This is a genomic window from Companilactobacillus paralimentarius (genome assembly GCF_963227125.1).
Lineage (GTDB): Bacteria > Bacillota > Bacilli > Lactobacillales > Lactobacillaceae > Companilactobacillus > Companilactobacillus paralimentarius.
Genome location: NZ_OY724131.1, coordinates 1,008,181 through 1,035,120, shown reverse-complemented (window position 1 = coordinate 1,035,120; position 26,940 = coordinate 1,008,181). Strand labels below are relative to the sequence as shown.

At 35.8% G+C, this 26,940-nt stretch carries 27 protein-coding genes; 2 read left to right on the top strand and 25 right to left on the bottom strand.

What is annotated here, in order from left to right; all coding sequences use genetic code 11:
• Nucleotides 1-113: 113 nt before the first annotated feature.
• The 13 genes from purD to ACI6PB_RS04830 all read right to left on the bottom strand — a co-directional run bounded on the left by purD (nt 114) and on the right by ACI6PB_RS04830 (nt 12,143).
• Nucleotides 114-1,370 (bottom strand): phosphoribosylamine--glycine ligase, encoded by a 1,257-nt coding sequence (purD, locus tag ACI6PB_RS04890; RefSeq protein WP_309511020.1) that lies wholly within the window; start codon nt 1,368-1,370, stop codon nt 114-116.
• Nucleotides 1,371-1,382: 12 nt separating this feature from the next.
• On the bottom strand, nt 1,383-2,924 hold the full coding sequence (gene purH / locus ACI6PB_RS04885; protein ID WP_025085667.1) for a bifunctional phosphoribosylaminoimidazolecarboxamide formyltransferase/IMP cyclohydrolase: 1,542 nt from the start codon (nt 2,922-2,924) through the stop codon (nt 1,383-1,385).
• A complete protein-coding gene (gene purN, locus ACI6PB_RS04880) occupies nt 2,924-3,505 on the bottom strand; it encodes a phosphoribosylglycinamide formyltransferase (protein ID WP_025085668.1) in 582 nt (193 codons plus the stop codon). The genes purH and purN overlap by 1 nt, the downstream gene beginning before the upstream one ends.
• Nucleotides 3,502-4,521, bottom strand: coding sequence for a phosphoribosylformylglycinamidine cyclo-ligase (gene purM, locus ACI6PB_RS04875; RefSeq protein ID WP_025085669.1), 1,020 nt, complete (start codon nt 4,519-4,521; stop codon nt 3,502-3,504). The genes purN and purM overlap by 4 nt, the downstream gene beginning before the upstream one ends.
• Before the next feature lie 10 nt (nt 4,522-4,531).
• Entirely contained in the window at nt 4,532-5,938 is a 1,407-nt protein-coding gene (purF, locus tag ACI6PB_RS04870) for an amidophosphoribosyltransferase (protein WP_404327818.1), read from the bottom strand.
• Nucleotides 5,923-8,133: a phosphoribosylformylglycinamidine synthase subunit PurL gene (gene purL, locus ACI6PB_RS04865; RefSeq protein ID WP_025085671.1), complete on the bottom strand. Its 2,211-nt coding sequence runs from the start codon at nt 8,131-8,133 to the stop codon at nt 5,923-5,925. Before purL ends, purF begins: the two co-directional genes overlap by 16 nt.
• On the bottom strand, nt 8,133-8,804 hold the full coding sequence (purQ, locus tag ACI6PB_RS04860; protein WP_025085672.1) for a phosphoribosylformylglycinamidine synthase subunit PurQ: 672 nt from the start codon (nt 8,802-8,804) through the stop codon (nt 8,133-8,135). The genes purL and purQ overlap by 1 nt, the downstream gene beginning before the upstream one ends.
• Nucleotides 8,805-9,053: a phosphoribosylformylglycinamidine synthase subunit PurS gene (gene purS / locus ACI6PB_RS04855; protein WP_025085673.1), complete on the bottom strand. Its 249-nt coding sequence runs from the start codon at nt 9,051-9,053 to the stop codon at nt 8,805-8,807. It abuts the gene before it with no gap.
• Nucleotides 9,054-9,059: 6 nt separating this feature from the next.
• Entirely contained in the window at nt 9,060-9,767 is a 708-nt protein-coding gene (gene purC, locus ACI6PB_RS04850; protein ID WP_309511024.1) for a phosphoribosylaminoimidazolesuccinocarboxamide synthase, read from the bottom strand.
• Nucleotides 9,768-9,770: 3 nt separating this feature from the next.
• Nucleotides 9,771-10,901, bottom strand: a complete 1,131-nt coding sequence (gene purK / locus ACI6PB_RS04845) for a 5-(carboxyamino)imidazole ribonucleotide synthase (protein WP_025085675.1) — start codon at nt 10,899-10,901, stop codon at nt 9,771-9,773.
• On the bottom strand, nt 10,894-11,379 hold the full coding sequence (gene purE, locus ACI6PB_RS04840) for a 5-(carboxyamino)imidazole ribonucleotide mutase (protein WP_025085676.1): 486 nt from the start codon (nt 11,377-11,379) through the stop codon (nt 10,894-10,896). The genes purK and purE overlap by 8 nt, the downstream gene beginning before the upstream one ends.
• Nucleotides 11,380-11,619: 240 nt before the next feature.
• Entirely contained in the window at nt 11,620-11,838 is a 219-nt protein-coding gene (locus ACI6PB_RS04835; RefSeq protein WP_025085677.1) for a YneF family protein, read from the bottom strand.
• Between the two features lie 62 nt (nt 11,839-11,900).
• The gene (locus ACI6PB_RS04830; protein ID WP_025085678.1) at nt 11,901-12,143 is read right to left on the bottom strand and encodes a DUF896 domain-containing protein; all 243 of its coding nucleotides are present in this window, start codon (nt 12,141-12,143) and stop codon (nt 11,901-11,903) included.
• A gap of 94 nt (nt 12,144-12,237) precedes the next feature.
• Between ACI6PB_RS04830 and lexA the strand changes: the two genes are divergently transcribed.
• Both lexA and ACI6PB_RS04820 read left to right on the top strand, forming a co-directional pair.
• The gene (gene lexA, locus ACI6PB_RS04825; RefSeq protein ID WP_404327817.1) at nt 12,238-12,861 is read left to right on the top strand and encodes a transcriptional repressor LexA; all 624 of its coding nucleotides are present in this window, start codon (nt 12,238-12,240) and stop codon (nt 12,859-12,861) included.
• Between the two features lie 83 nt (nt 12,862-12,944).
• Nucleotides 12,945-13,565, top strand: a complete 621-nt coding sequence (locus ACI6PB_RS04820; protein WP_309511026.1) for a histidine phosphatase family protein — start codon at nt 12,945-12,947, stop codon at nt 13,563-13,565.
• Between the two features lie 87 nt (nt 13,566-13,652).
• Here the strand turns inward: ACI6PB_RS04820 and rplS are convergent, their stop codons facing one another.
• The 12 genes from rplS to recG all read right to left on the bottom strand — a co-directional run bounded on the left by rplS (nt 13,653) and on the right by recG (nt 26,908).
• Nucleotides 13,653-14,006 (bottom strand): 50S ribosomal protein L19, encoded by a 354-nt coding sequence (rplS, locus tag ACI6PB_RS04815; protein ID WP_025085681.1) that lies wholly within the window; start codon nt 14,004-14,006, stop codon nt 13,653-13,655.
• Nucleotides 14,007-14,119: 113 nt separating this feature from the next.
• Complete coding sequence (trmD, locus tag ACI6PB_RS04810) at nt 14,120-14,848, bottom strand: tRNA (guanosine(37)-N1)-methyltransferase TrmD (protein WP_025085682.1); 729 nt, start codon at nt 14,846-14,848, stop codon at nt 14,120-14,122.
• A complete protein-coding gene (gene rimM, locus ACI6PB_RS04805; RefSeq protein ID WP_025085683.1) occupies nt 14,848-15,363 on the bottom strand; it encodes a ribosome maturation factor RimM in 516 nt (171 codons plus the stop codon). Before rimM ends, trmD begins: the two co-directional genes overlap by 1 nt.
• Nucleotides 15,364-15,429: 66 nt before the next feature.
• Complete coding sequence (gene rpsP, locus ACI6PB_RS04800) at nt 15,430-15,702, bottom strand: 30S ribosomal protein S16 (RefSeq protein ID WP_010019451.1); 273 nt, start codon at nt 15,700-15,702, stop codon at nt 15,430-15,432.
• A gap of 273 nt (nt 15,703-15,975) precedes the next feature.
• Nucleotides 15,976-17,412: a signal recognition particle protein gene (gene ffh / locus ACI6PB_RS04795; protein ID WP_025085702.1), complete on the bottom strand. Its 1,437-nt coding sequence runs from the start codon at nt 17,410-17,412 to the stop codon at nt 15,976-15,978.
• A gap of 12 nt (nt 17,413-17,424) precedes the next feature.
• Nucleotides 17,425-17,766, bottom strand: coding sequence for a YlxM family DNA-binding protein (gene ylxM / locus ACI6PB_RS04790; protein WP_025085701.1), 342 nt, complete (start codon nt 17,764-17,766; stop codon nt 17,425-17,427).
• 1 nt (nt 17,767) lies between these two features.
• Nucleotides 17,768-19,255 carry a signal recognition particle-docking protein FtsY gene (ftsY, locus tag ACI6PB_RS04785; RefSeq protein ID WP_309511028.1) on the bottom strand — a complete coding sequence of 496 codons (1,488 nt, stop codon included), beginning with the start codon at nt 19,253-19,255 and terminating at the stop codon, nt 17,768-17,770.
• 10 nt (nt 19,256-19,265) lie between these two features.
• The gene (smc, locus tag ACI6PB_RS04780; RefSeq protein ID WP_056955833.1) at nt 19,266-22,811 is read right to left on the bottom strand and encodes a chromosome segregation protein SMC; all 3,546 of its coding nucleotides are present in this window, start codon (nt 22,809-22,811) and stop codon (nt 19,266-19,268) included.
• A gap of 14 nt (nt 22,812-22,825) precedes the next feature.
• Entirely contained in the window at nt 22,826-23,515 is a 690-nt protein-coding gene (gene rnc / locus ACI6PB_RS04775; protein ID WP_025085699.1) for a ribonuclease III, read from the bottom strand.
• A gap of 85 nt (nt 23,516-23,600) precedes the next feature.
• On the bottom strand, nt 23,601-23,843 hold the full coding sequence (acpP, locus tag ACI6PB_RS04770; protein ID WP_025085698.1) for an acyl carrier protein: 243 nt from the start codon (nt 23,841-23,843) through the stop codon (nt 23,601-23,603).
• 11 nt (nt 23,844-23,854) lie between these two features.
• Nucleotides 23,855-24,859 carry a phosphate acyltransferase PlsX gene (plsX, locus tag ACI6PB_RS04765; protein WP_025085697.1) on the bottom strand — a complete coding sequence of 335 codons (1,005 nt, stop codon included), beginning with the start codon at nt 24,857-24,859 and terminating at the stop codon, nt 23,855-23,857.
• Between the two features lie 12 nt (nt 24,860-24,871).
• Nucleotides 24,872-26,908 (bottom strand): ATP-dependent DNA helicase RecG, encoded by a 2,037-nt coding sequence (recG, locus tag ACI6PB_RS04760; RefSeq protein ID WP_309511029.1) that lies wholly within the window; start codon nt 26,906-26,908, stop codon nt 24,872-24,874.
• Nucleotides 26,909-26,940 lie beyond the last annotated feature (32 nt).

Sequence of the window (26,940 nt, the reverse complement as noted above, 5' to 3'; positions counted from 1 at the left end):
CTCTAAATATCTATGTCTATAAATTTTTCAAAAACTCAAAATTCTAAGATATCGATTCAAATAAAAAGGTAGAAGTAATATTTCAAACGAAATCTTACTTCTACCTTTTTGAACTAAATGGAGTTCTTACCAATATCTCGTCGATAAAAAATATTTGTTTGATCCATTTTTTCAAGTTCTTGATAAACTTTTGTTTGAGCATCCTCAACCGTTTCAGCCTGTGCTTGTATCAAGTATAAACGACCACCGTGGCTGTATAATTGCTGCTGCTCTCGTCTCACACTTGCGTAGTTGATCATCAATGAACACTTTTTGAAAGTATCCCTATCCCCTAAGGAACCAAATACAGGTTTTATAGGATACCCTTTGCTGACAGCAAAAACTCCCAGATTTAGGCCACCTATTTGCCAATCAATTTTTTTTATTTTTTTATGACACAAAATTTGCTCAATAATTTCTGACAAATCGGACTGTAATCTTGGCAAAACCACTTCCGTTTCAGGATCACCAAATCGAGCATTGAATTCGATGACTTTAATACCCTTCTTTGTCAAAATCAAGCCGGCATAAAGAATTCCAGTATACTTGATACCCTGATCATAAAGTTCTGTAACAAATGGTTTCAAAACATTTTCTATTGCTTCTTGCTCAATATTTTTAGAAATATTTGCGACAGGACAAACAGCTCCCATGCCACCTGTATTAGGTCCCAAATCACCATCAAGAATTTTCTTATAATCTTGTGCTAATGGCATTGGATAAAAACGTTTATGATCAACAAAAGCCATTAGTGAGAATTCCTCACCTTCAAGGTATTCTTCAATTACAACCCTTCTAGTATTAAATTTATGTTCAGCTAATAAATCAGTTACTACTTCGGCTGCCGCAACTAAATCGGGAGCAATGAAGACCCCCTTTCCAGCAGCTAGTCCGTCAGCTTTTATTACAATTGGAAAATCGGAAACTATCTTTAAATAATTTAGAGCATCTTCTAATTTTGTAAATTCCTGATATTGAGCAGTTGGAATACCAGCATCTGCCATTAATCTCTTAGTGAAGGTCTTAGAACCTTCTACCTGAGCCGCTTGCTGATTTGGTCCAAAGATTTTCAAATTTTGTCGTTTAAAGAAATCCACGATTCCGTTGACTAATGGTTCTTCTGGACCCACGACTGTATAGTCAATGGAATTTGTTTGAGCAAAATTTGCCATTCTTTCAAAATCATTTTCTTCTATTGAAATAGTTTTGATTCCTGACAATTTCATCCCATCATTACCAGGAGCACAGAAAACAACATTTTGAGAATTTTTTTGAAGTGCCTGACAAATGGCATCTTCCCTTGCACCGGAACCGACAACAAGTATTTTCATTGATAAACCTCTCTAGTGTTTGAAGTGTCTTCTACCAGTGAAGACCATAGCGATACCATATTTATCAGCCATATCGATTGAATCTTGATCCTTAATTGAGCCACCAGGTTGCACAATGGCTGTAATGCCGTGTTCAGCAGCGTAATTTACACAGTCATCCATTGGGAAAAAGGCATCAGAGGCCATAATCAATGGTTTATGTTCTTCAGCTTGTTCCTCTTGTTCAATAGCAATCTTTACAGAGCCAATACGATTCATTTGACCTGCACCAATTCCTAAAGTTTTATCAGTTGTAGAAATAACAATCGCATTACTCTTAACGTGCTTAACAACTTGTTGACCAAATAGTAAAGCTTTCATTTCTTCAGTAGTTGGAGCCTTCTTAGTAACAACTTGGAATTCATCTAAATTATCAACTGTCGTATCTCTTTCTTGAACTAAAAGTCCACCCATAACGGAAACATATTCGTATTTATCAGCAGTTTGAGACTTAGTGAAGTCTAAAGTCATTAAACGAATATTTTTCTTAGATTCTAGAATTTCCAAAGCTTCAGGTGTAAAGCTTGGAGCAATAACAATTTCCAAGAAGATCTTATGCATTTCTTCAGCGATTTCTTTAGTTACTTCACGGTTAACTGCAACGATTCCACCAAAAATTGACATTGTATCAGCCGTGTAAGCTTTACGCCAAGCCTGATAAATTGATTCATCATCTACACCAACACCACAAGGATTCATGTGTTTCAAAGCAGCTACACAAGGCTTATCAAAATCAGCCACAATTCTCAAGGCGGCATCAGCATCTTTTATATTATTGAAGGAAAGCTCTTTACCATGTAACTGTTTTGCTGAAGCAATTGAATATTCACTAGGCATAGCACTTTGATAAAAGGCCGCTTTTTGATGTGAATTTTCACCATATCTCAATTCCTGATGAAAATCGTAACCCAATACTTCTACATCAGGGAATTCTTCACCATTAAGATCAGATAAATAATGAGCAATAATACTGTCATATTCAGCTGTGTGTCTAAATGCTTTAGCAGCTAAACTTTGTCTTAAAGCTAAATCGTTTTCATTATTTTTAATACTTGCTAGAACTTTTTCATAATCATTAGTATCAATAACAACGTAAACACTCTTGAAATTCTTCGAAGCTGAACGAATCATTGATGGACCACCAATATCAATTTGCTCAATAGCTTGGGCTGGTGTAACACCATCTTTAGAAATTGTTTCCTTGAATGGATAAAGATTGACACAAACTAAATCAATCGTTTGAATATTCAACTTTTCCAAGGTCTTCATGTGTTCAGGATTATCACGTTTAGCTAATAACCCCGCATGAACCATCGGATGAAGTGTCTTCACACGACCATCAAGAATTTCAGGAAACTTAGTTACTTCGTCAATTTCAGTAACTTTTACGCCATTCTCTTGTAACTTCTTATATGTACCACCAGTAGAAATAATTTCAAAATTATTTTCAATTAATCCTTTAGCAAACTCAACTACTCCAGTTTTGTCAGAAACACTAATCAAAGCTCTCTTCATTATTTACTTACCCCATTATTTTTTATTAATAAATCTCGCACTACTGTACGGTACATTTGATGCTCAGTCTGATGAATTCGACTTTCTAAACTAGCTTCAGTATCATTTCTTAAACGTACAACCTTCATTTGCTTAATGATCGGACCGGTATCGACCCCTTCATCAATGTAATGAATCGTTACACCTGTTACAGGTTCATTGGCTACATAAGCACGTTCAATTGCTTCTAAGCCAGAATATTTTGGTAATAACGATGGATGAATATTGATAATACGATTAGGGTATGCACCCAATAGGGTTGGCGTAACCACACGCATATACCCCGCCAAAAGGATATATTCAATTTTTAACGGCGTTAACTTATCAATAATCGCTTGTTCATATTCACTACGATTAGCATAATCAGCCAACTGATTTACAAATACAGGAACATGATATTTCTCGGCCCGTTTAATTACATGAGCGTTGGGCTGATCACAAACTAACAATTCAATTTCTAATCCCAAATTTCTTAATTCATCTGATCCAGCAATGGCTTCAAAATTGCTTCCATTACCTGAGGCAAAGATGGCTACTTTCATAGCTTATCTCCTTTCAAAACCAGACTAGCTGAATCTTTTTTTACAACTTCACCGATTGTATAGGCTAATGTTTCATGCTGATTTAATTGCTCTAAAACCTCTAACTCGTTATTAGGATCAACTGCGAGTATCATCCCCAGACCCATATTAAAAATATGATACATATCGATGGTTTCTAATTTTCCATACTTTTGTAGGGCATGAAAAATTGGTAATTCCGGCCAGATATCGACGTTGATTTCAGCAGCTAATTCTTTCGGTAACATTCGGGGAACATTTTCGAAGAATCCTCCACCAGTAATATGAGCAGCACCATTGATAAATCTTTGAGCTAATAAAGGAACTAATTCATGAGAATATATTTTAGTTGGCGTTAGTAAGACTTCACCCAATGATTGTTCTGTAAATTCAGGCAAATTAGTATTCAAATCAAAATCATTTTCTTGGAAGAAAATCTTTCTAACCAATGAGTAACCATTAGAATGAATCCCACTCGAGGTGATACCAATTAAAACGTCACCTTCTTTGACGTTCTCTTTATGTAGAAGTTCATCTTTTTCACAAATACCAACCGCAAATCCTGCAATGTCATAATCACTATCATCATATACACCAGGCATTTCAGCAGTTTCACCACCAATTAAGGCTGCATCAGCCATTTGACAGCCAGCAATAACACCGTTCAGAATTTCTTCAACTTTTTGATCAACTTTGCCAGTAGAAATATAATCCAAGAAATATTGTGGAATAGCTCCCTGTGCCAAGATATCATTAACGCACATGGCAACACAATCAATTCCAATCGTATCCCACTTTTTAAATTCATTTGTCAGTAAAAGTTTAGTTCCTACACCGTCATCACTTGAAACCAAAACTGGCTGCTTAAAACCGGCCGGAATTTCGTAGATGCCACCGAAATTACCAATACTCTTACTCTTTGTCTTTTGTTTTACAAATTGAGAAATCTTATAACCAGACTCCACGTTCACACCAGCATCTTGATAGGGATTTGACATAAAATTCTCCTTATTTTTTGGATTCGTAATCATATAAATAGGTCGGATAATCGCCATTGAAATATGACATATCCAAACCTGAATATGGCGCATCTGCATTCATTCCAATAGCATCGATCAATCCATCTTCACTCAAGAAACGTAATGAGTCAGAACCAAAAATTTGATTCATTTCTTCAATACTCTTATGAGCCGCAATCAATTCACTTTTTTCTTGAATATCGATTCCGTAGAAACATGGATGCATAAATCTTGGTGATGCAATTCGTAAATGAACTTCGGTCGCACCGGCATCTCTTAACAACTGCACAATATAGGCACAAGTCGTTCCACGAACAATCGAATCATCAACTAAAATGACACGTCGACCTTTAACTACACCCTTAACGGCGGCCAGTTTTTGACGAACACTCTTCTCACGTAATTCCTGTGTGGGTTGAATAAATTCTCGACCCATATATTGATTCTTGATCAAGCCCATTTCATAAGGTAGACCACTAGCTTCAGCGTAACCACTAGCAGCCGATAAAGATGAATTAGGAACACCAACCACGATATCGCCTGGCGCAGGATACTCTTGAGCCAAGTTAGCTCCCATACGTTTTCTGGCTGAGTGAACATTAATACCAAGAATATCGGAATCAGGACGAGCAAAATAGACAAATTCCATTGAACAGATTGCTAATTGTGTCTTAGTTGTCCAATGATCAATCTTCATTCCTTCATCAGAGATCGTAATCAATTCACCTGGTTGTACATCACGAACGAAGGTTGCTCCAACCGCATCTAAAGCACAAGTTTCACTGGCGACTACGTATCCACCATTTTCCAATTTTCCAATCGATAGCAGACGGAAACCATGAGAATCTAAAGCTAATATCAAAGCATCTTTAGTTAAAAGCAGATAAGCGAATCCACCTTGAATCTTGTTCAACGCTTCAATGATGCGATCACGGAATGTCTCTTGAGTTGACTGTTTAATTAAATGCACTAAAACTTCTGAATCAGAACTAGATTTGAAAATATGACCCTGACGTTCTAATTCCTTTTTCAAAGTAATCGCATTAGTTAAATTACCATTGTGGGCTAACGCTAATTGACTGTCAGTGAAATCAAAAAGCAGTGGTTGAACATTCTCAATCTTATTCTCACCAGCAGTAGAATATCGCACATGTCCGATGGCAGAATCACCAACTAAATTATTCAAGTACTCAGGTTTTGAAAAAACTTGTGTCAACAATCCTAAATTACGATAAGTACGCAACTTTTTACCATCATTGGCGACAATTCCTGCACCTTCTTGACCACGATGTTGCAGGCTGTGAAGTCCCAAATAGGTTAAATAATTAGCATTCTTAGCTCCCCAAACACCAAAAACACCACATTCTTCGTTTAAACTCTTTACTTCATCAAGCACGCAATCGCCTCTTTCCAGTTATTCGATGCTTCTTTACCATTGATTGAAACTGTTTCATCCTTAGTTGTGACCTTAAAAGTAGAATCCTCTGTAACTTGACCTAAATATTGGAAATCTCGTAAAACTAGATTTTCAAAATTAGTTTTATCTTCCGGCTTAACAGTCACTAAGAAACGTGATTGTGTTTCTGAAAACATTTGAGCAGAAGTTAAATCAGTTTCAATTTCAAAGCCTAATTGTTTATCAAAAGCTGATTCTGACAAAGCTACTGCCAAACCGCCTTCACTCAAATCATGACAACTGGCAACTAATCCCTGATTAATAGCTTGACGAATTAAATCTTGATGAAGTCTTTCTTCGTTCAGATCCAATGGTCGTAAACCACCTTTGATAGAACCAGTTTGTTGCAATTGAATCTCGGAACCATTGAAATCGTTAAATGTATTACCTAATAAATAGATCAAGTCGCCGGCTTCTTTAAAGGCGATTGTAGTAACCTTTTTCACGTCGTCGATTAACCCAACCATTCCAATCATAGGACTAGGATAAATAGCCTCATCGTTGTATTCGTTATAGAGCGACACATTACCGGAAATTACCGGTGTATTGATTTTTTCACACGCACTAGCAATTCCCTCTACACTCTTATCTAACTCCCAAAAAACTTCAGGGTTTTCAGGATTACCATAATTCAAACAGTCGGTTACACCTATTGGTTCTGCACCACTTGCGACAATATTACGTGCAGCTTCCATAACTGTGATTTGTCCACCAACGTATGGATCTAAATAAACATATTTAGAATTACTATCATTAGTCATTGCAATAGCCTTTTTCGTGCCTCGAATACGAGTTACACCGGCATCACTACCAGGTTGTACCAATGTATCAGCTTTGACTTGCGAATCATAAGTTTGATAAAAATGCTTTTTACTAGCAATATTGGGTTGCTTCAAAAGAGCTTGCCAAGTATCTATCAGTGAATCAATTTTAGGTACAAAATGATAATCACGATCTTGAGCAATACGCTTTGGTTCAACCTCTGGACGGTCATACTCAGGTACATCTTCAGTCAAACTACGGACAGGAATATCAGTTACCAATTCATCACGATGATAAATTTTATATTGCTTGTCTCCAGTTACTTGACCGATTACAACAGCATCTAATTCAAAATTTTTGAAGAATGCTAAAACATTATCTTTAAACTGTGGCTTCACACAGAGAACCATTCGTTCCTGTGACTCGGACAACATCATTTCGTAAGCTGACATTTCTGTTTCACGTTGTGGAACATTGTCCAAGTTTAAAATCAAACCACTATCAGCTTTAGAAGCCATTTCTGCAGTGGATGATACTAATCCAGCAGCACCCATATCTTGAATTCCCAAAATCCAATTAGGATGTTTTTCAATGATTTCAACACAAGCATCCATCAACAATTTTTCAATAAAAGGATTACCAACTTGAACAGCTGAACGTTGTTTATTTTTAGTATCCGTAAATTCATCTGACGCAAAGGTCGCACCATGAATTCCATCACGGCCTGTTTTAGCACCAACGTAGACAATCAGATTACCTTTACCACTAGCTGTACCGTGTTTAAAATCAGTTTTGTTTAACAAGCCAACGCACATGGCATTAACCAAGGGATTATTCTCATAACAATTTTCGAAGGATATTTCGCCACCAACAGTTGGTAAACCAATACAATTCCCATAGCCACCAATACCTGCTACTACTTCGTTAACTAGATGTTTAGTTTGACCATCCTTTAATGGACCAAATTTCAAACTGTTTAACAATGCAAAAGGTTGGGCTCCCATTGAAAAAATATCTCTGATAATACCTCCAACACCAGTTGCGGCTCCTTGATAAGGTTCAACCGCTGAAGGATGATTGTGACTTTCGGCCTTGAAAACAACCGCCTGACCATCACCGATGTCCAAAATTCCGGCATCTTCACCTGGTCCAGCCAATACTCGATCACTCTTATTAGGCATCTTTCGTAAAACTTTTTTGGAATTCTTGTAAGAACAATGTTCGCTCCACATAACCGAATACAATCCAGTTTCTGTGTAATTAGGAAGGCGATGCAAAATTTTTTCACAAATCAATTTGTATTCTGAATCACTCAATCCCCATTGTTGATATAACTTTGAATCCTGAATTTGCTTAGCAGTAGGTTCAGTCATTAATTATTCACCCTTACTTGATTGATTATTGATTGAAATAGTTTAAGCCCATCGGAAGAACCCACGATATCTTCCAAAGCACGCTCCGGATGAGGCATCATTCCTAAAACATTTCCTTGACGATTCATTACACCAGCAATTTGATCAACACTTCCATTAATATTCTCGTCATAACGGAAAACAATTTGATCATTGGCCTTTAATTCTTCCAAAGTCTGTTCATCACAGTAATATCTACCTTCACCATGAGCAACCGGTATACGGATTTTTTCGTTTTCGGTGTATCGATTAGTAAAAATTGTTTGATTGTTCATCACTTGTAAAGTAACTGTCTCACAAATAAAACGACTCTTTTCATTTTGAATCAGTGCACCCGGCAATAAATGCAATTCCGTTAAAATTTGGAATCCATTACAGATACCTAAAACAAACTTACCTTCATTGGCAAAACGGACGATTTCACTAATAATTGGAGCATGAACAGCAATTGCACCACTTCTCAAATAGTCGCCATAAGAAAAGCCACCTGGAATTAAAACACCATCAAATCCTGCTAAGCTAGTTTTGCGATAATCAACTAGTTCTACCTCTTCCTTGATACCGTCTTTAATGGCATAGTACAGATCCATATCACAGTTAGATCCGGGAAAATTAACAACGGCAAACTTCATTTATTCAGCCTCCATGATCTCATAACGGTATGTTTCGATATTAGGATTGGTTAACAAATTGTCACAGATTGTATCGATATCTTTTTCCAAATCAGGATAATCTTCAAAATTCAATTCGAAGTATTTTCCCATATGGACACCAGAAACTTTGTCATAATCCATAGTCTGAATAGCTGATTTAATCGCCTCTCCTTGGGCATCTAAAACAGAGGGTTTGAGTGTCACATAAACTTTAACTAATTTCATCATTTACTCCTATCGTGTTGTCAATCTTTCTAAAACTGAGTGATACGTCTTAACTAAATCGCCTTCATGCTTACGAAAAACATCTTTATCCATCGAATGATGACTTGTCTTATCCCACAAACGACAGTTATCCGGTGAAAATTCATCTACTAAAATAATTTCATTATTAACTTTTCCAAACTCCAATTTGAAGTCAACTAAATCAAAATCACTTTGGGCAAAAAACGGAATTAATAGTTGATTGATTTCTAGTGTCATCTGCTTGATCCGAGCTATCTCCTCTTTATCCGCGATACGCAAAGCATGAATTTGCGACTCATTGATAAAAGGATCATCTAATGCATCGCTCTTGTAATAAAACTCAATAATTGGTTCTCTCAACTTCAAACCATCTTCAAGGTGGAATTTACGTACAAAACTACCTGAACCAATATTTCTCAAAACTACTTCTAATGGGAAAACTTCACTCTTTTGAACTAATTGTTCATGATCTGATAGATTTTCAATCAAATGAGTTTTTACGCCATTTTTAATCAAATAATCAAATACCAAAGTAGAAATACGGCAATTCAAAACACCTTTACCCGGTAACACTTCTTTTTTCTTGCCATTAAAGGCCGTTGCTTGATCTTTATAGACCATCAAAAGTTCATTTTCTTTGTCTGTTTTATAAACGTTCTTAGCTTTACCTTCATAAAGTAAATTATTTTCAGTCATGATTTACACATCCCAAATCGAATTTTTTTCAACAGAACTCTTTGTTTCTCGTAAATCGTCACTCAAAATTGTAATATGACCCATTTTACGATTATTTTTACTTTCAGCTTTACCGTAATCATGAAAATGCCATTCAGTGTGTTCTGGTAAAACTTCCTTAGCTGGCTGTAAATGCTGTCCTAATAGATTGACCATAACTGCTGATTGTAGAAGTCGAACTTTTGGCATTGCCAGATTACAAACACCACGGATATGAGCATCAAATTGAGAAATATTGCACGATTCAATTGTTAAATGACCTGAATTATGCGGACGTGGAGCAATTTCATTAACAAAAACTTCATTTATCGTAGAAATGAAGAATTCAATACACATAGTACCGACTAATTCTAAATTTTGAGCTAACTTCTCACCAATTTGGTAAATCTCATTTTCGGTTTCTGTACTAATCTCTGCTGGACAACTACTTAGGTGCAGAATATTATGACGATGAATATTTTCAATAACGGGGAAAATAGAAGTTTGTTGAGAACTATTAGCCGCGACAACAACTGAGACTTCTTTTTTCAAGGCAATCTTTTTTTCAACGATACAAGTTCCATGCATCAATAATTCTTCAATATCGGCATAACAAACCTTTTCAGGATCTTCGATCAGAATCTGGCCTTTACCGTCATAGCCACCACGAGTAGTTTTTACAATTACTGGAGTTCCTAATTTCTCAACAGCACGATGATATTCAAAAATATTATTGATAACAACATGCGGAACTGTTGAAAAACCACTTTTTTCAATAAAATTCTTTTCAGAAACGCGATCTTGAGTAATTGTTAAAGCCTTAGTACCCTGAGGCACTTCTGTATATTTTTTCACCTCATTGATTGTTTCAGCATCGACGTTCTCAAATTCATAAGTCAAAACATCACAACGCTTGGCTAATTCAATCAATTGAGCTAAATCGTCATATGCAGCAACAATTTGATCGTCGGAAACTTGTGCTGCTGGACAATTTGGCGTGGGATCGAGAACAATAACTTTATAACCCATTTCCTTTGCTGAAAAAGACATCATTTGTCCGAGTTGACCCCCGCCGATAATTCCGATGGTTGCACCCGGTAAGATTGTTTTAGTCAAGATTTTTCCCACTTTCCAATGACTTATCATGCATGGCCTTGGTGTAACCATTCAGAGAAAGTTCATAATCTTGATTTTGTAAAGCACAGATCTTTGTCGCCATGATGGCAGCATTCTTAGCTCCAGCTTCACCAATAGAGACTGTTGCCACTGGAACACCAGCAGGCATTTGGACAATTGACAATAAAGAATCCATCCCTTTTAAATATCTAGATGGTACTGGAACACCGATAACTGGCAAGCTAGTTGATGAAGCAATCATTCCTGGTAAATGAGCGGCGCCTCCTGCACCTGCTATTATCACTTTAAAGTTATTAGAACGTGCCGTTTTTGCAAAATCCAGCATCTCTTGAGGAGTTCTATGTGCTGAGATCACTTTGACTTCATAACTGACCTGTAAGTCTTTCAAAACATCAACTGTGTTCTGCATAACTTGTAAATCCGAAATTGATCCCATAACTATCGCTACATCACTCATTGGTTTTCCACCTTTCTGTCTTTGGTAACCAAATTCTATCAAGATATGAAAATTCTTTCAATACAAAACACGTATTTAATTCAATTATTTTTAATTAATATTCGCATTTATCGTTTTCATTTAGATTTTTTTAGATATTATTAATATCATAGTTCGTAAATAAAGAGCAATTGATTTTTTAGACAAAAAAATAGACGATACACATATTAAAATATGCATATCGTCTATTAATTTAACTTACTACTTCTTTTTTTGTGATGCTTTCATAGTACTCATTAATTGGTTAAGTTTCTTTTGTGATGGTTTTTGTCCCATTTGAGCCATCATTTGCTTAATCATATCTGCGCTGATTGGTGGATTATCTTGGAAGTACTTCTTCATATACCATCTGGCAATAAAGAATCCACCAACTAAACCGATTAATAAGGCTATAATACCAACGATTATTGTTGTTCCCATTTATGTTTCACCCTTTCCATACATCTATTAATATTACAAAAAAATCACTCTAATTGAAAGTGTTAATCGTCACGTAAACCTTTTTTACGTTGAATCTCTCTAACTTTCTCCGGTGTGACCTCATTTCCTTGCTTATCAAACACACGTGTCATTTCAAGTTGGGATCTAAAACTGGCACGAAAATTCTTCAAATATTCTTTTCTAAGTTCGGCTTGTTGATCTTCTTCTTCTTTAGTAATAGTTCCATCTTTAGCCTTATGAGCTAATTTATTAATTTTTTTGAGCAATTCTTCTTGTTCGTTCATAATTTTAACTCTCCCCATTATATCGAACACTTGTTTGAACTTGTATTCATATTTTGATACAATCTAATTAAGATATTAACAATGAGGTGTTCTAATGTCAAAAGCTGAAGGCTCTAAACAGTCACAAATTCTACAATGTATTTATGATTATTTAGATGAACATGGATATCCGCCCACTGTCAGAGAAATCTGCGAAGCTGTAGACTTATCATCTACATCAACGGTACATGGTCATCTATCTCGTCTTGAAAAAAAAGGTTTTATTCAACGTGACCCTACTAAACCTAGGGCAATCGAACTTACTGGTGCAGGTTTAAATTCCATCGGTATCAAATCAAAACAAATTCCTATCCTCGGTACTGTTGCTGCTGGACAACCAATCACAGCTGAACGTAATCCCGATGGATATTTTCCAATTCCACCTGACTTAAATCGTGATTCTGGTGAATTATTCATGCTTGAAATTCACGGAGAAAGTATGATCAATTGTGGTATTTACAATGGTGACCACGTTATAGTACATGAACAAAATTTTGCCAATAATGGTGAAATTGTTATCGCTATGACTGAAGATATCGAAGCCACTTGCAAGAGATTCTATCAAGAAAATGGACATTACCGCCTACAACCTGAAAACGATACAATGGATCCAATTATCTTAGATAACGTAGAGATACTTGGTAAAGTTGTTGGATTATATCGTTCACAAATTTTTTAAATCACTCTTTTGCGGAGTGATTTTTTTATTATCTGCAAAACTTCTTCTATAATAGATAATAATTTAACCACGAGGGAGAAATTATGACTGAATTCTATCTCATCCGTCATGGACAAACTAAAGCCAACGTGATGAAAATGAAACAAGGCAATATTAATACCGAAATGACTTACTTAAATGATCACGGTCAACAACAAGCCCAGACTCTGGCTCAGAATTTTGATATCAGCTTTGCAGATCGTATTATCTGTAGCCCTTTAAAGCGTGCTCAACAGACAGCTACAATTTTGAATAAACAGGCCAATTTACCAATCTCTTATGATAAAAGATTGGTGGAAATATCTTATGGACAATGGGACGGACAAAAAAATGCTGATTTAAAGAAAATTCATCCTGATGCCTACAATGAATATTGGAATGACGTTTTACCATTCTATACGAAGTATGCCACCGATGGAGAACGATTTGAAGACGTTGTTACACGGGTACACGGCTTTTTAGAAGATGCCCTGAATAAATACCCCAATGACAAACTTATCTGCGTTACACACGGTTTTACTGTTAAGGCCGCCGCGTTAGATGTTCTTAAACCCCAGGACATGATGAGTATCCCCGAGCCTCGAAATACTAGTGTTACTAAAATTGTTGCAACTCCAAAAGATCAAAAATTTTACTTGGAATATTTCAATCAGATTTTCAATTAAATATATAAAAAAATAAACCATCATTGAATTATAAAATTCAACGTGATGGTTTATTTTTTGAAGTTTAGTTGCATTAAAATGTATTAATTAGATGTCGCGACGACGTTCCTTAATACGAGCAGCCTTACCTGTACGAGCACGTAGGTAGTAAAGCTTGCTACGACGTACACGACCATGTCTGATAACTTCAATTTGTTCTACACGAGGTGTGTTCAATGGGAATGTTCTTTCAACACCAACACCATTACTCATCTTACGTACAGTGTATGTAGCACTGATACCTGAGCCATGTCTCTTGATTACGACACCTTCGAATAATTGAATACGTTCACGAGTACCTTCAACAACCTTAGCATGTACACGAATAGTGTCACCGCTACGGAAGTCAGGAATGTCAGAACGTAATTGTTCTTTTGTAATATCTTGAATTAATTCATTCATGAATAATTTCTCCCTAATTCGACACTCTTATATATCTCTGACATACAGCGGAATATCGTTAATATGTGTCCAAACACTCTTACAATGATACTTTATTTGGACGAACTTGTAAACTATATATTTTGACGAATTTTTCTGAGTAATTTCTTTTCTTCATCCGTCAGCTTTGCAGTTTCCAATAAATCTGGTCGACGTTCCAAAGTTTTTTTCAAGGCTTGTGTTAATCTCCAAAGACGAATCTTTTCATGATCACCACTTGTCAAAACATCTGGAACCTTCTTACCACGGAAATCAGCTGGTTTAGTATACTGTGGATACTCTAACAAGCCGTTCGAAAACGATTCTTCCTCAGCAGAAAACGAATTACCTAAAACTCCAGGTACAAAACGTAATGTCGCATCAATCATACTCATAGTGGGTAATTCACCACCAGTCAAAATATAATCACCGATTGAAACTTCATCCGTAACTAGATCTTTAACTCGTTCATCAAAACCTTCATAGTGTCCACAAATAAAAACTAATTGATCTTCTTTAGCAAAGTCACGTGCCATTTTTGTATTGAAAGTTTTACCAGCTGGATCGAGTAGGACTACCCGTTTCCGACCTGGCTTTTTCGTTTCGACATAATCCATAGCATCGTAAATTGGTTGAGCTTGCAAAAGCATGCCTGCCCCACCACCATAGGTTGTATCGTCAACATGATGCTGTTTATTCGTTGTAAAATCACGAAAATCAACTACATCAATATTAACGAGTCCCCTTTCTTGAGCTTTACCAATCAAAGATTCATTTAGCGCCTGAAACATTCTTGGAAAAATGCTTAAAATTGTAATATCCATTAATCTATCAATCCATCCGGTATTTCGACTTCAACAATTTGCTTGTCGAGATCAACATTCTTAATAACATCTTCAATATAAGGCAATAAAACTTCCTTATATTTAGTTCCTTTTACAACCCAAACATCGTTTGGACCTAATTCCATGATCTCAGTAATCTTTCCAATTTCACCAAGGTTTTTATCCACTACTTGCAAACCAATGATTTGCTTATAAAGAAATTCACCCTCGTTTAATTCGGAAGTTAATTCACCACTAGCAAAAAGTTCTGATTTAACATACTTTTCAACATCGTTGATGTTGTCATATCCCTTTAGTTTCAAAAGAACAAAATTCTTATGTTTACGAGCTGACTCTACTGTGAATTCTTCACTAGAATTATTCTTTTTAAAGACTAACTTAGAACCTGCCTTGAAACGATCTTCTGGAAAATCTGTAATTGGAACGACTCTTAATTCACCTTTAATACCATGCGTATTGACGATAGTACCAACTCGATATAATTTTTCGGTCATTTTTCCTCCGTGATAAATAAATAGGACCCTGACAAAACATCGTTTTATCTGGCCCCATCAAAATAACTATTTTGTAAACTTGCTTTCATGGAACTTTTGCATAATACCATGTTGTTTCAACAAGTGACGAACTGTATCTGAAGGTTGTGCACCTTTGTTCAACCATTCAACGATCTTGTCGTCATCAAGTTTGATTTCTTCTGGTTGTGAGATTGGGTTGTAGTAACCAACTTGTTCAATAAAGCGGCCATCACGTGGTGAACGTGAATCTGCAACAACTAATCTATAAAATGGGCGTAATTTGCTACCCATACGTTTCATTCTAATTTTAACTGACATATGTTTGTTTCCTCCTAAATACTTAACTTTGTTAGTATACACAAAAAAAGAAGTGGTGTAAAGTTTTTTTCTTTACACCACTCTCTTTTTTTATTTCTTATTTTTTAATAACCAATGTTCAATGTTGAATAGTGGAAACGGGCTTACTATGCTCTCTATTTGAAATGAGCTGCGTAGGGGCGGTTTGCTACAGTATTGGAATCACCCACACGGTACGCGGGCAATTTCAATACTTAGGCGGATCCTCGTGGGCTGACCGCTCTCTACTGCACTCTATGATTTGAATCGTTTAATCTTCTTTAAGCGTTTCTTCTTACGTTTCTTACTCTTACGGACCATTGAATGCATTGCCATCTTACCAAGACGTCCTTGCATACCGTTGCCCATAAGTTGGTCCATTCCAGCCATGTTACCTTTACTCATCTTATTCATCATGTCTCGTGATTGTTTGAATTGTTTGATCATACGGTTAACATTTTGAATACTTTGTCCTGAACCCTTGGCAATTCTTCTTCTTCTTGAAGGATTTAACAAATCAGGATCTTCACGTTCTTTTGGTGTCATAGAGTAAACAATTGCCTTTAAATGAGCAATATCCTTTTCACCAATATTGATATTAGCTAAAGCTGGATTATTAGCCATACCTGGGATCATCTTCATGATTTCATCCAAAGGACCCATTTTTTGAATTTGATCCATTTGATCAATAAAGTCATTAAAGTCAAAACTATTCTCTCGAATCTTTTCGGCTACTTCTTTAGCTTGTTTTTCATCATAATCTGATTGAGCTTTCTCAATCAAGGTCAACATATCACCCATACCAAGGATACGGTTGGCCATACGATCCGGATGGAAAACATCTAATTGATCTAGTTTTTCACCTTGTCCAATAAACTTAATTGGTTTACCAGTAACGGAACGAATTGAAAGTGCTGCACCACCACGGGTATCACCATCTAACTTAGTTAAAACAACACCGGTGATATCCAATTGTTCATCAAATCCAGCAGCTACTTTAGCAGCTACTTGACCAGTCATGGAATCAGCGACAAACAAGATTTCATCTGGATGAGCTAACTCCTTGATACGCGTTAATTCTTCCATCAATTGCTCATCAATTTCCAAACGTCCGGCCGTATCAATAATTACATAATCATTTTTATTTTCGTCAGCAACTTTTAACCCATTACGAACGATGTCAACAGGATCATGCTCTGTTCCTTCATCGTATACGGGTACATCTAATTGTTGTCCAATAGTCTTTAACTGTTCAACAGCGGCTGGACGATAAACATCCCCAGCAATAAAGATTGGACGAGCTTTTTTATCATTTTTAAGATAATTAGCTAATTTACCAGCTGTTGTAGTTTTACCAGCACCTTGCAAACCAACCATCATGATAATTGTTGGTATATGAGCTGATTTGTTTAATGGAACAGCTTCTTGTCCCATTAACTTAGTTAACTCTTTATCAACAATTTTGATAACTTGTTGCGATGGTGTCAAACTATCCATTACTTCGGCACCTAAAGCACGTTCTCTAACTGTCTTAACGAAGCTCTTAACAACATCAAAGTTAACATCGGCCTCAAGTAAAGCCATACGTACTTCACGCATTACTTTACGAATATCTTCATCAGAAAGTTTTCCCTTACCCTTTAAGGTAGAAAAAACTTTTTGTAGACGTTCGCTTAATCCTTCAAAAGCCATATTCTTCTCCTATTAATTTTCATTTATTTTTAAAATTCTCTGTACTAAATCTAAAAGTTCTTTATCGTTGGAATATTTTTTTTCGACTAAGGTTTGCAAAGTATCGGCAATATCATCAATTTCAGTTGTCTTTTTAATTAATCCTAATTCTTGTTCAAAAGACTCCAATGAATTAACAGTACGATGCAAATTATCCAAAACCGCTTGTCGTGAAACTTTTAACTGTTCAGAAATTTCACTAAGTGAAAAGTCTTCAACATAATAAAGCTCAATATAACGACTCTGTTTCTTAGTTAATAAAGAATGATAAAAATTATACAACAGATTCACGCGTGTGGTTTCATCTATCTTCATTTTATTTATTTGAAGCTCCAACAATTAGTTCCTTAAACAGTCCATAAATGAACTTCTCGGGATCAAAATCACGCAAATCATTCATTTGTTCTCCCAAACCAACTAACTTCACAGGGATATGTAGTTCATTACGAATAGCTAAAACAATTCCACCTTGGGAACTACCATCAAGTTTTGTCAACACAATACCTGAAACAGCAGTTGTTTCATTAAATTGCTTAGCTTGACTTAAGGCATTTTGACCAGTTGAACCATCCAATACTAATAATACTTCTTGTGGTGCATCAGGCAATTCACGAGTAATAACACGTTTGATCTTTTCCAATTCACGCATCAAACCCTCTTTATTCTGTAAACGTCCAGCTGTATCAACTAATAAAATATCGAAATCTTCGTCTACTGCTCTTTGAACAGCATCATACACAACTGAAGCTGGATCAGTGTGTGCTTTACTTGCTTGAACAGGAACATTAACACGTTTACCCCATTCTTGAAGTTGTTCAATCGCACCAGCTCTAAATGTATCACCTGCGGCAAGTAAAACTTTTTTACCTTCTTGCTGATATCTGTGTGCTAGTTTACCGATTGTTGTTGTCTTGCCGGCACCATTAACACCAACAAACAAAAAGACTGTTGGTGTCTTATCAGTACTAAATTTCAGAGTATTATCTTCATCCTTACCTTCTTCACCATACATATCGACCAATTTTTTAACGATAACGTTAGAAACATCGGAACGTTTTTTAGCATTTTCAAGTTTTACTTCTTCACGTAATTCGTCGGAAATACGCATAGCTGTTTCATAACCAACATCCGATTCAATCAATAACTCTTCCAAATCATCGAAGAAGTCTTCGTCGACACTTCTAAAATTAGCCAGGAAACGATTAAAACGAGCACTGAAAGAGTTACGACTTTTTTTCAATCCTTCATCGTATTCTTTAACATCGTCTTTGGCTTCTTCCTCAGGTTCTTTTTCAGTTTCTGATTCAGCTTCCTCTGACTCTTCTAACTCTTCGGATTTAACTTCTTCGTTTACTTTAATATTTTCAGATGTTGTTTCCTTTTCGACCTCAACATCTTCAGAAGTAGTTGTTGTCTCTGTTTGTGTCTCTTCTGGTTCAGACTCCTTAGACTCCACTGGTTCTTTAATCTCTGATGTTTCAATCTGAGGTTCTACCTGCTTAGGTTGAACTTCTTCTGGTTCTTTTTCAACTTCCTTTGTTTCTAGCTCTGGTTCTGATTTAGGTTCTGATTTAGGTTCTGATTTAGGTTCTGATTCCAAATCCAGTTCTGTTTTAACCTCTGGAGTTGATTCTTTAGTTTCCTTAGGTGTTTCCTCTGTTTTATCGGAATCATCAGAAGTTTTGCCGGATTCAACATTTTGGTCAGGTTCTTTTTCAGCTTCAGGAACTTTTTCTTCTAATTTTTCATCTTTAGAATCATCTTTTCCAGTGAAGGCTTTTTTAATACGATCAAATAATCCCATAATTAACTCCTTATTTTTTGACTTCGACGGACAACATACGTGATACACCAGATTCTTCCATGGTTACTCCATACAAACGGTTAACATTCATCATGGTCCCCTTACGGTGAGTAATCACAATAAATTCCGTATTGTCATCATATTGATTCAAATAATTAGCAAAACGATAAACATTAGCATCATCAAGTGAAGCTTCAACCTCATCTAAAATACAGAATGGTACTGGTTTCACTTTGATAATGGCAAACAACAATGTAATAGCCGTTAACGCTTTTTCACCACCAGATAACAAACTCAAACGTTGAAATTTCTTCCCTGGTGGTTGAGCAATAATTTCAATTCCTGTTTCCAAAAGATTATCAGGTTCGGTTAGTACTAATTTGGCACGACCACCAGCAAACATCTCTGGGAAAATTTCTTCAAAGGCATCTGCAACTTCATCAAATGTCTTTTTAAATCTAGTCGTTACTTCCTTATCCATTTCCGACATTGTGTCTAATAATTGTGCTCGAGCTTTTAACAAATCATTTTGTTGTTGTGTTAAAAATTCATATCTATCTTTTACTTTATCATATTCAGCAATGGCCGATAAATTAACAGTTCCTAACTCATCGATTCCCATTTTAAGCAAACGAGCCTCTTTTTGTAGTTGCTCGGAATCATAGTCGCCCTTATTCAATTCAACTAATGAAGCCTCATAAGTCAATTGATAATCCTGCGACAAAATATCTAAACGACTATCAATTTCATTAGAAAGCTTTGTATTCTTAATAGCCAATGTCTCCTGTTGATCAGAGGCATTCTTTTGTAGATCAAAATTACGTTGAGCTTTCGCATTCAATTGAGTAGATAATTCTTGTTGCTTCTGACGTTTCCCCTTCAAATCGGTAGCATTGTCTTGAAGTTTTGTAATTGTTCGTTTCAATTGATTGATTTTTTCTTTTACTTCTGAATTGCTTAATTGTAATTTATCCTTCTCAGAATTCAAGTCTTTCAATCGTTCCTCAACTTCTGTTACTTGTCGAGCAAGACTAACTGTACTTTCCTTCAAATCATTATTCTGAGCCAGTTCATTTTCATGTTTACTCTGAACAACTGCTAATTTAGTCTGCAAATTTTGTTCATTTTCGTTAATTGAACTTAATTCATTATCAAAATCGGCCAGGATTTGTTCTTTTTGCTTAATCTCATCTTGAACTTGAGCAATCTTATCCTTGATATCATTAGCCAATTGTATTTGTTTTTCCAAGTCAGATTTCAGATCTGATTCTTCCGTCTGATTCTTAGAGAGACTGTATTCTACAACATCCAAACGTTCTTTAAAATGTTTCTCTTCATTTTGATAAGTTGATATTGAATTCTCTAATTGATTCTTTTCCTGATTAAAGCTGGCTAATTTTTCATCAGCCGTCTTCTTTTCAGCATTCAATCCCATTAATTTTTGACGTAAATCCTGAACAATCTTTTGCTTTTGATCAAGTAGAATTTCCTTCTTAGATAACTCTTTTGTCAAAGCAGTTAAATCATCTTTTCTTGTCAAAATATTAGAATTGACTCTTCTTTGTTGTCCACCAGTTAAAGAACCACCAGCATTGACCACATTACCGTCCAAAGTCACGACACGATATTTACGGCCTACTGCGGCCGAAATTCTAGTAGCAGCGTCAATATTCTCGGAAACTAATAAATTACCTAAAATATTTTTTACAATATTTTCAACCTTACCATCATATTCGATCAAGTCACTAGCGACTCCAACAAAACCTGCGATTGCTTGGGCTTTGTTCAAGTCATTAGCATAAATACTACGTGGTTTGATGATGTTTAGAGGCAAGAAAGTAGCTCGACCACCACGACTTTGACGTAAAAATGCAATAGCCTGTTTAGCGGAAGCCTCATCTTCAGTAACAATTGATTGTAATTGATTACTTACGACTGTCTCAACCGCTAATTGATACTCTTTAGGTACTGAAATTAATTCAGCAATAGCGCCAACAATCCCAGTCAATTTGGACTGATTATTCAAGACATTTTTAGCGCCTTCAAAGAAACCGGCATGTTCTTGTTCCATATTTTCTAGAACTTTTTTACGTGCTTTAATTTCTTGAAGACCTTCCAAGACATTCAAGTAATTACGATTCTCTTGTTTTCCGGTCTCAGTTATTTGATCGATTTCTTTAGCTAGATTCTGATCATGTTCAATCAAAGATTTATTATCGGTAACTAAAGTTTTAACCTTTGTTTCAATTTTTTGGTGTTTCTCTTTTGATTCAGCCAAATCACTATTAATTGATTGAATTTGTTGCTTTTGATCATTGATTTGAGCTTGAATTCGATCCAATTGCTTCTGTGAAAAGTTCTGTTCATTATTGTTAGAAACTTGTTTCTGCAATAAATCGACATATTGATCACGAAGGTCACTAATATTTTTTTCAATATCAGCTGGAGTCTTTTGTTTTAATTGTTGAACATCTTTCAATTGCTTCTGAAAATCAGCAATCTGTGCTTCACAATCGGCCAATTTTTGATTAGAATTAGCCAATTTTTTTTCATTGATTTCTTTTTGTTTCTTTAAATCATCTAACTGTTTCTTTAAAGAAAGCTGATTAGTTGAATTGAAACCACTACGTTCATCCGCTACAGCTACTTTACCGTTATAAACTTCAAGTGTGCGGGTATTCTCAACTAATTTAGTCTGATTCTCATCGATTTTTTGTGTCAAATCATTGATAGCAGCGTTGTTGTCTTCGACCTGTTTATTAGCAACTTTGACTTCTCTAGCAATATTCTGAGCACTCAGCTTAACTTCACGCAATTCTTTATCAATTTGATGCTTTTGAGCTGATAAATTTCTAATTTCGATAGTTAAGATTTTTTGATAAATGCTATCATATTTACTCTTTTGTTCTTGATAATCGCGAGCAATACTAGCTTGCTCTTTCAAGGGTTCCACTTGCTTAGATAATTCAGAGACAATATCTGAAACACGATGTAAGTTATCTGTAGTTTCAGACATTTTATTTTCAGCCTGTTGCTTCTTCTGTTTAAACAAAGAAACTCCTGCTGATTCTTCGATAATACTTCTTCTTTCAACCGGCTTACTATTGAAAATTGCTTCAACACGTCCCTGGGAAATAATAGAAAATGATTGTTTTCCCATCCCTGAATCCATAAATAATTCTGTAATGTCACGTAAGCGACACTGCTTATTATTAATTAAAAATTCAGTGTCACCATTTCTAAATAGACGACGACAAATAACAATCTCATCTTGTGACGATTTCAATTCATGATTACGATTATCAAACTCTAAAACAACTTCCGCCCGATTCATTTGAGGACGTGTTGCACTACCAGCAAAAATCACATCGACCATTTTGTCTCCACGCAGGCTCTTTGCTGATTGTTCACCCATTACCCAACGAATGGCTTCTGTGATATTTGATTTTCCACTCCCGTTGGGTCCGACGATACCAGTGATTCCACTTGTAAAGTCAATCTTTGTCTTGTCAGCAAAAGATTTAAACCCATTGATCGTTAACGATTTTAATGGCATAAACTAAACTCCTACTATAATTCCTCTAATGCTCTTTTGGCTGCCATTTGTTCGGCGTGCTTCTTACTGTATCCAAGACCCTTGGACAAGATTTTACCATTAGCAATTAATTCTACTTTGAACTTCTTATCGTGATCAGGACCTTCTTCATCGATCACTTTATAATCAATTTCTACTTCACCAGATTGTTGTAACTTCTCTTGCAAGTGAGTTTTAAAGTCTGTATCTTCAGAAAATTCACCTGAATCGATATGTGGATAAACAACCTTCTTTAAAAATTCATTTACAACTTCATTACCTTGATCCAAGTACAAGGCACCATTGAAAGCCTCAAAAATATCCTCCAACAATGTATGTCTTTGACGTGCACCTTGTTTTTCTTCACCTTTACCAATCAAAAGGTATTTATCAATATTAATTTCTTTAGCAAAACGAGCAAAACTATCAGTTCTGACAATGTCGGATCTTAATCTTGTTAACTTACCTTCAGGTAATTCAGGATATTTTTTGAATAAATAACGAGAAATATTGATTTCTAGAACGGCATCACCCAAGAATTCCAAACGTTCATAATCACCAATACCTAATTCCTTGTGTTCATTATCAAATGACGAATGTGTCATAGCTCTTTCAACGAGCTTTTTATCGTTAAACTTAATTCCGTATCTTTCATCTAAAAATTCTAAGAATTTCGGATCTAACATAACGTGTCCCCTTTCCAATAACATTAATTATACTAAACTTTTATCATAAATAATTATCCGGATAAAAAAATAAGACCACGCGGCCTTATTTTTGATGTGAAGAAATATAAGTAACTGCTTCACCGACTGTTGTAATCTTTTCAGCGTCGTCATCTGGAATTTCTGAACCGAAAGCATCTTCTAGTTCAAGCACAAATTCAACAAGGTCAATTGAATCAGCATCAAGATCTTTAGTGAATGATGTTTCTTTAGTAATTGTTGATGGTTCAACTTCAAACTTATCAGTGATTAATGAAACGATTTTGTCAAAAACTTCTTGCTCTGTCATGGAGTTTCTCCTTATTTTTCCGTACTCATTTTTTCAAAATACTTATTTGCTTTATTAATTGTATCATTCTGTAGCATATCATTAATTTGCTTAACTGTATAAAAGACTGTCTTAGCGTCTGCGGCACCGTGTGCTTTAATTACTGGTGACTTCAGTCCGAGTAAAACAGCACCACCGGCTTGAGATGTATCAAACATCTTTTTTAACCCCTTTAATGATGGTGAAACGATAGCTGCACCCATTTTAGTAAAAATACCGTTGTTTAGCAAGGCATCTTTCAACTCACTTAAAAGAATTGTCGCAGTTCCTTCGGTTGCCTTCAAAGCTGCATTTCCAGTGAAGCCATCTGTAACGATAACATCAGCCACACCAGCTAAAATATTATTTGATTCAACATTACCAATAAAATTGATGCCCTCAGTATTTTTCAATAATTGATAGGCATCTTTATGTAGCGTATCACCCTTATCGTATTCTGTACCATTATTTAACAAAGCAATACGTGGTTTATCAATTTTCTTAACATCACGAGCATAAATTGAACCCATTACAGCCCACTGTTGTAAATAACTAGGTTTAGCTTCGGCATTGGCACCAACGTCAAGAATATTAACACCTAAAGAAGAATTAGTTACCGGTAAAGTTGGCATCAAAGCTGGACGATCCACTTGTTTAATCCTACCAACGATAAAGATTCCAGCTGCTAATAATGCTCCAGTATTTCCAAGTGAAAAGAGAGCATCATTTTCACCATCTTTTACTGATTTAGCAGCCAAAACCATTGATGCGTTCTTTTTAGAACGAATGGCTCTGACTGGTTCATCAGTTCCTAAAATTTCTTCATCCGTATGAACGATAGAGATTCTTGTATCATTTTTCAAATACTTTTTGATTTTTTCTTGATCGCCATATAAAACGAACTCCAGATTATCCCATTCGTCTCGTGCTTGTTCAATACCTTCAACAATTACTTGAGGAGCATTGTCCCCACCCATTGCATCTACAGCTATTTTCATTTTGTTTCCTCACTAATCAAAATTATTTAATTGGTCAAATTCATCATTTATAAATGATTTTAAAACTTTTGTTTCCGGACTGTTCATCATTTTTTTATCTTCAAAGAGACGTGTTGCTTCTTCTTGAGCCACTTCAAGAATATTGATGTCATTGACAGGATTACCAACTTTAAATTCCGGTAAACCCGATTGACGATTACCTAACATATCACCTGCACCACGCATTTTCAAATCCTCTTCAGCTAGAACAAAACCATCATTAGTGGACGTTAAGATTTTCATCCGCTCTAAAGCTGTTTCATTTTTAGGATCCGCAATCAAAATGCAATAAGATTGTTTTTCTCCACGACCAACACGTCCACGAAGTTGATGTAGCTGTGACAAACCAAAACGGTTTGCGTCATAAATAACCATTACCGAAGCATTTGGCACATCGACTCCGACTTCAATAACCGTTGTAGAAACCAGAACATCAATCTTTTTATCACTAAAATCATTCATAACTGTTTCTTTTTGATCATTAGGCATTTGCCCATGTAACAATCCTATCTTATATTTCTTACCGAAGAGCTCCGTAAATTTATCATAAATCAATTCCGCATTTTTCAAGTCCATCTTCTCTGATTCAGAAATCAATGGCGTGACTACATACACTTGAGCGCCTGTGGACAATTCTTTGTCAACAAACTGATACATTTGTTCAATCTTTTGACTTCTAATCCAATAAGTTTCAATTTTTTTACGTCCAGCAGGTAATTGATCGATTCGTGAAACATCCATGTCACCATAAGTGGTAATTGCCAGAGTCCTTGGTATTGGAGTAGCTGTCATCGCCAAAACATCCGGATTTTCACCCTTCTGACGCATAGCTTTTCGTTGGTTAACACCAAAACGGTGCTGCTCATCAATCACAATCAAACCTAAATTCTTATAGTTGACGCCCTCTTGGATTAAAGCATGGGTTCCCACGATAATATTTGTTTTGCCATCAGCAATATCACTAGTAATAAAATCATGTTCCTTTTTTGTTTGTGAGCCCGTCAACAGAGCCGTTCTAATTTTTAAAGGTGCCAATAATTTACTTATCTTATCAAAATGCTGTTGGGCCAAAATCTCTGTTGGGGCCATGATTGCCGCTTGATATCCTGCAGTCACTGAGGCCAACATGGCAATAACTGAAACAATTGTTTTTCCAGATCCAACATCCCCTTGCAAAAGACGATTCATGTGATGATCTGAATCCATATCACTCAATATTTCTTTAACAACTCGATCCTGTGCTGGCGTTAAAGTAAATGGCAAACCTTGAATAAATTTTTCAATGAATGTCTTATCGTAACCTTCGATTATTCCGACATTCCCTTGGTTGTCATTTAATTTTATACTCTGCAATCCACACTGGAATAAGAAAAACTCACGGAATTTTGCACTACGTCTGGCTTCATCACTCTGTTCTGCATCTTTAGGAAAGTGAACCCCGGCTACAATCTGTTCATCATCCAAAAGTTTATACTTTTCTCGCAAGAAGTCTGGCACTACTGTATCAATTTGATCATGATATTTTTCAAAAGCTAACTTTATCAAATTAATTAGTGTTTTTTGATGAATATTTTTATTTACTGAATAAACCGAATCAATCGAATCGTCATTATTTACATCAATTACTTTAACACCGGTCAAAGCACGTCGATTTTGATTCCATTTACCATAAACCGCTACATCACTACCAGTCTCAAATTTATCTTTTAACCATGGCTGATTAAAGAAAGTTACCATGATCGATTCATTTTCGACCAAGAGTCGCACATTCAAGCGATTCTTTTTGTAGCCAAAACGAAAAACAACAGGATCACTAGCAACGACACCTTTTAAAAGAATCTTTTCTTGATCAGTGGCCTCATCTAACGACTTAGCTTCCATATCTTCATATCGAAAAGGAAAATAAAACAACAAATCATAGACATTTTCGATTCCTAACGATTGTAAAGATTCTAAGCGTTTAGGACCTACGCCTGGCAATGTTGCCAATGATACTTTTCTAAGATCCATAAATTCCCCTTTCTCCAACAGAATTAAAAGAG

Excerpts from the sequence above, each read along its gene's own strand:
- purD (WP_309511020.1), bottom strand. The coding sequence starts at position 1,370 with ATGAAAATACTTGTTGTCGGTTCCGGTGCAAGGGAAGATGCCATTTGT.
- purH (WP_025085667.1), bottom strand. The coding sequence starts at position 2,924 with ATGAAGAGAGCTTTGATTAGTGTTTCTGACAAAACTGGAGTAGTTGAG.
- purN (WP_025085668.1), bottom strand. The coding sequence starts at position 3,505 with ATGAAAGTAGCCATCTTTGCCTCAGGTAATGGAAGCAATTTTGAAGCC.
- purM (WP_025085669.1), bottom strand. The coding sequence starts at position 4,521 with ATGTCAAATCCCTATCAAGATGCTGGTGTGAACGTGGAGTCTGGTTAT.
- purL (WP_025085671.1), bottom strand. The coding sequence starts at position 8,133 with ATGACTGAACCTACTGCTAAGCAAATTCAGGATTCAAAGTTATATCAA.
- purQ (WP_025085672.1), bottom strand. The coding sequence starts at position 8,804 with ATGAAGTTTGCCGTTGTTAATTTTCCCGGATCTAACTGTGATATGGAT.
- purS (WP_025085673.1), bottom strand. The coding sequence starts at position 9,053 with ATGATGAAATTAGTTAAAGTTTATGTGACACTCAAACCCTCTGTTTTA.
- purC (WP_309511024.1), bottom strand. The coding sequence starts at position 9,767 with ATGACTGAAAATAATTTACTTTATGAAGGTAAAGCTAAGAACGTTTAT.
- purE (WP_025085676.1), bottom strand. The coding sequence starts at position 11,379 with ATGAGTGATGTAGCGATAGTTATGGGATCAATTTCGGATTTACAAGTT.
- ACI6PB_RS04835 (WP_025085677.1), bottom strand. The coding sequence starts at position 11,838 with ATGGGAACAACAATAATCGTTGGTATTATAGCCTTATTAATCGGTTTA.
- ACI6PB_RS04830 (WP_025085678.1), bottom strand. The coding sequence starts at position 12,143 with ATGAACGAACAAGAAGAATTGCTCAAAAAAATTAATAAATTAGCTCAT.
- lexA (WP_404327817.1), top strand. The coding sequence starts at position 12,238 with ATGTCAAAAGCTGAAGGCTCTAAACAGTCACAAATTCTACAATGTATT.
- ACI6PB_RS04820 (WP_309511026.1), top strand. The coding sequence starts at position 12,945 with ATGACTGAATTCTATCTCATCCGTCATGGACAAACTAAAGCCAACGTG.
- rplS (WP_025085681.1), bottom strand. The coding sequence starts at position 14,006 with ATGAATGAATTAATTCAAGATATTACAAAAGAACAATTACGTTCTGAC.
- trmD (WP_025085682.1), bottom strand. The coding sequence starts at position 14,848 with ATGGATATTACAATTTTAAGCATTTTTCCAAGAATGTTTCAGGCGCTA.
- rimM (WP_025085683.1), bottom strand. The coding sequence starts at position 15,363 with ATGACCGAAAAATTATATCGAGTTGGTACTATCGTCAATACGCATGGT.
- rpsP (WP_010019451.1), bottom strand. The coding sequence starts at position 15,702 with ATGTCAGTTAAAATTAGAATGAAACGTATGGGTAGCAAATTACGCCCA.
- ffh (WP_025085702.1), bottom strand. The coding sequence starts at position 17,412 with ATGGCTTTTGAAGGATTAAGCGAACGTCTACAAAAAGTTTTTTCTACC.
- ylxM (WP_025085701.1), bottom strand. The coding sequence starts at position 17,766 with ATGAAGATAGATGAAACCACACGCGTGAATCTGTTGTATAATTTTTAT.
- ftsY (WP_309511028.1), bottom strand. The coding sequence starts at position 19,255 with ATGGGATTATTTGATCGTATTAAAAAAGCCTTCACTGGAAAAGATGAT.
- smc (WP_056955833.1), bottom strand. The coding sequence starts at position 22,811 with ATGCCATTAAAATCGTTAACGATCAATGGGTTTAAATCTTTTGCTGAC.
- rnc (WP_025085699.1), bottom strand. The coding sequence starts at position 23,515 with ATGTTAGATCCGAAATTCTTAGAATTTTTAGATGAAAGATACGGAATT.
- acpP (WP_025085698.1), bottom strand. The coding sequence starts at position 23,843 with ATGACAGAGCAAGAAGTTTTTGACAAAATCGTTTCATTAATCACTGAT.
- plsX (WP_025085697.1), bottom strand. The coding sequence starts at position 24,859 with ATGAAAATAGCTGTAGATGCAATGGGTGGGGACAATGCTCCTCAAGTA.
- recG (WP_309511029.1), bottom strand. The coding sequence starts at position 26,908 with ATGGATCTTAGAAAAGTATCATTGGCAACATTGCCAGGCGTAGGTCCT.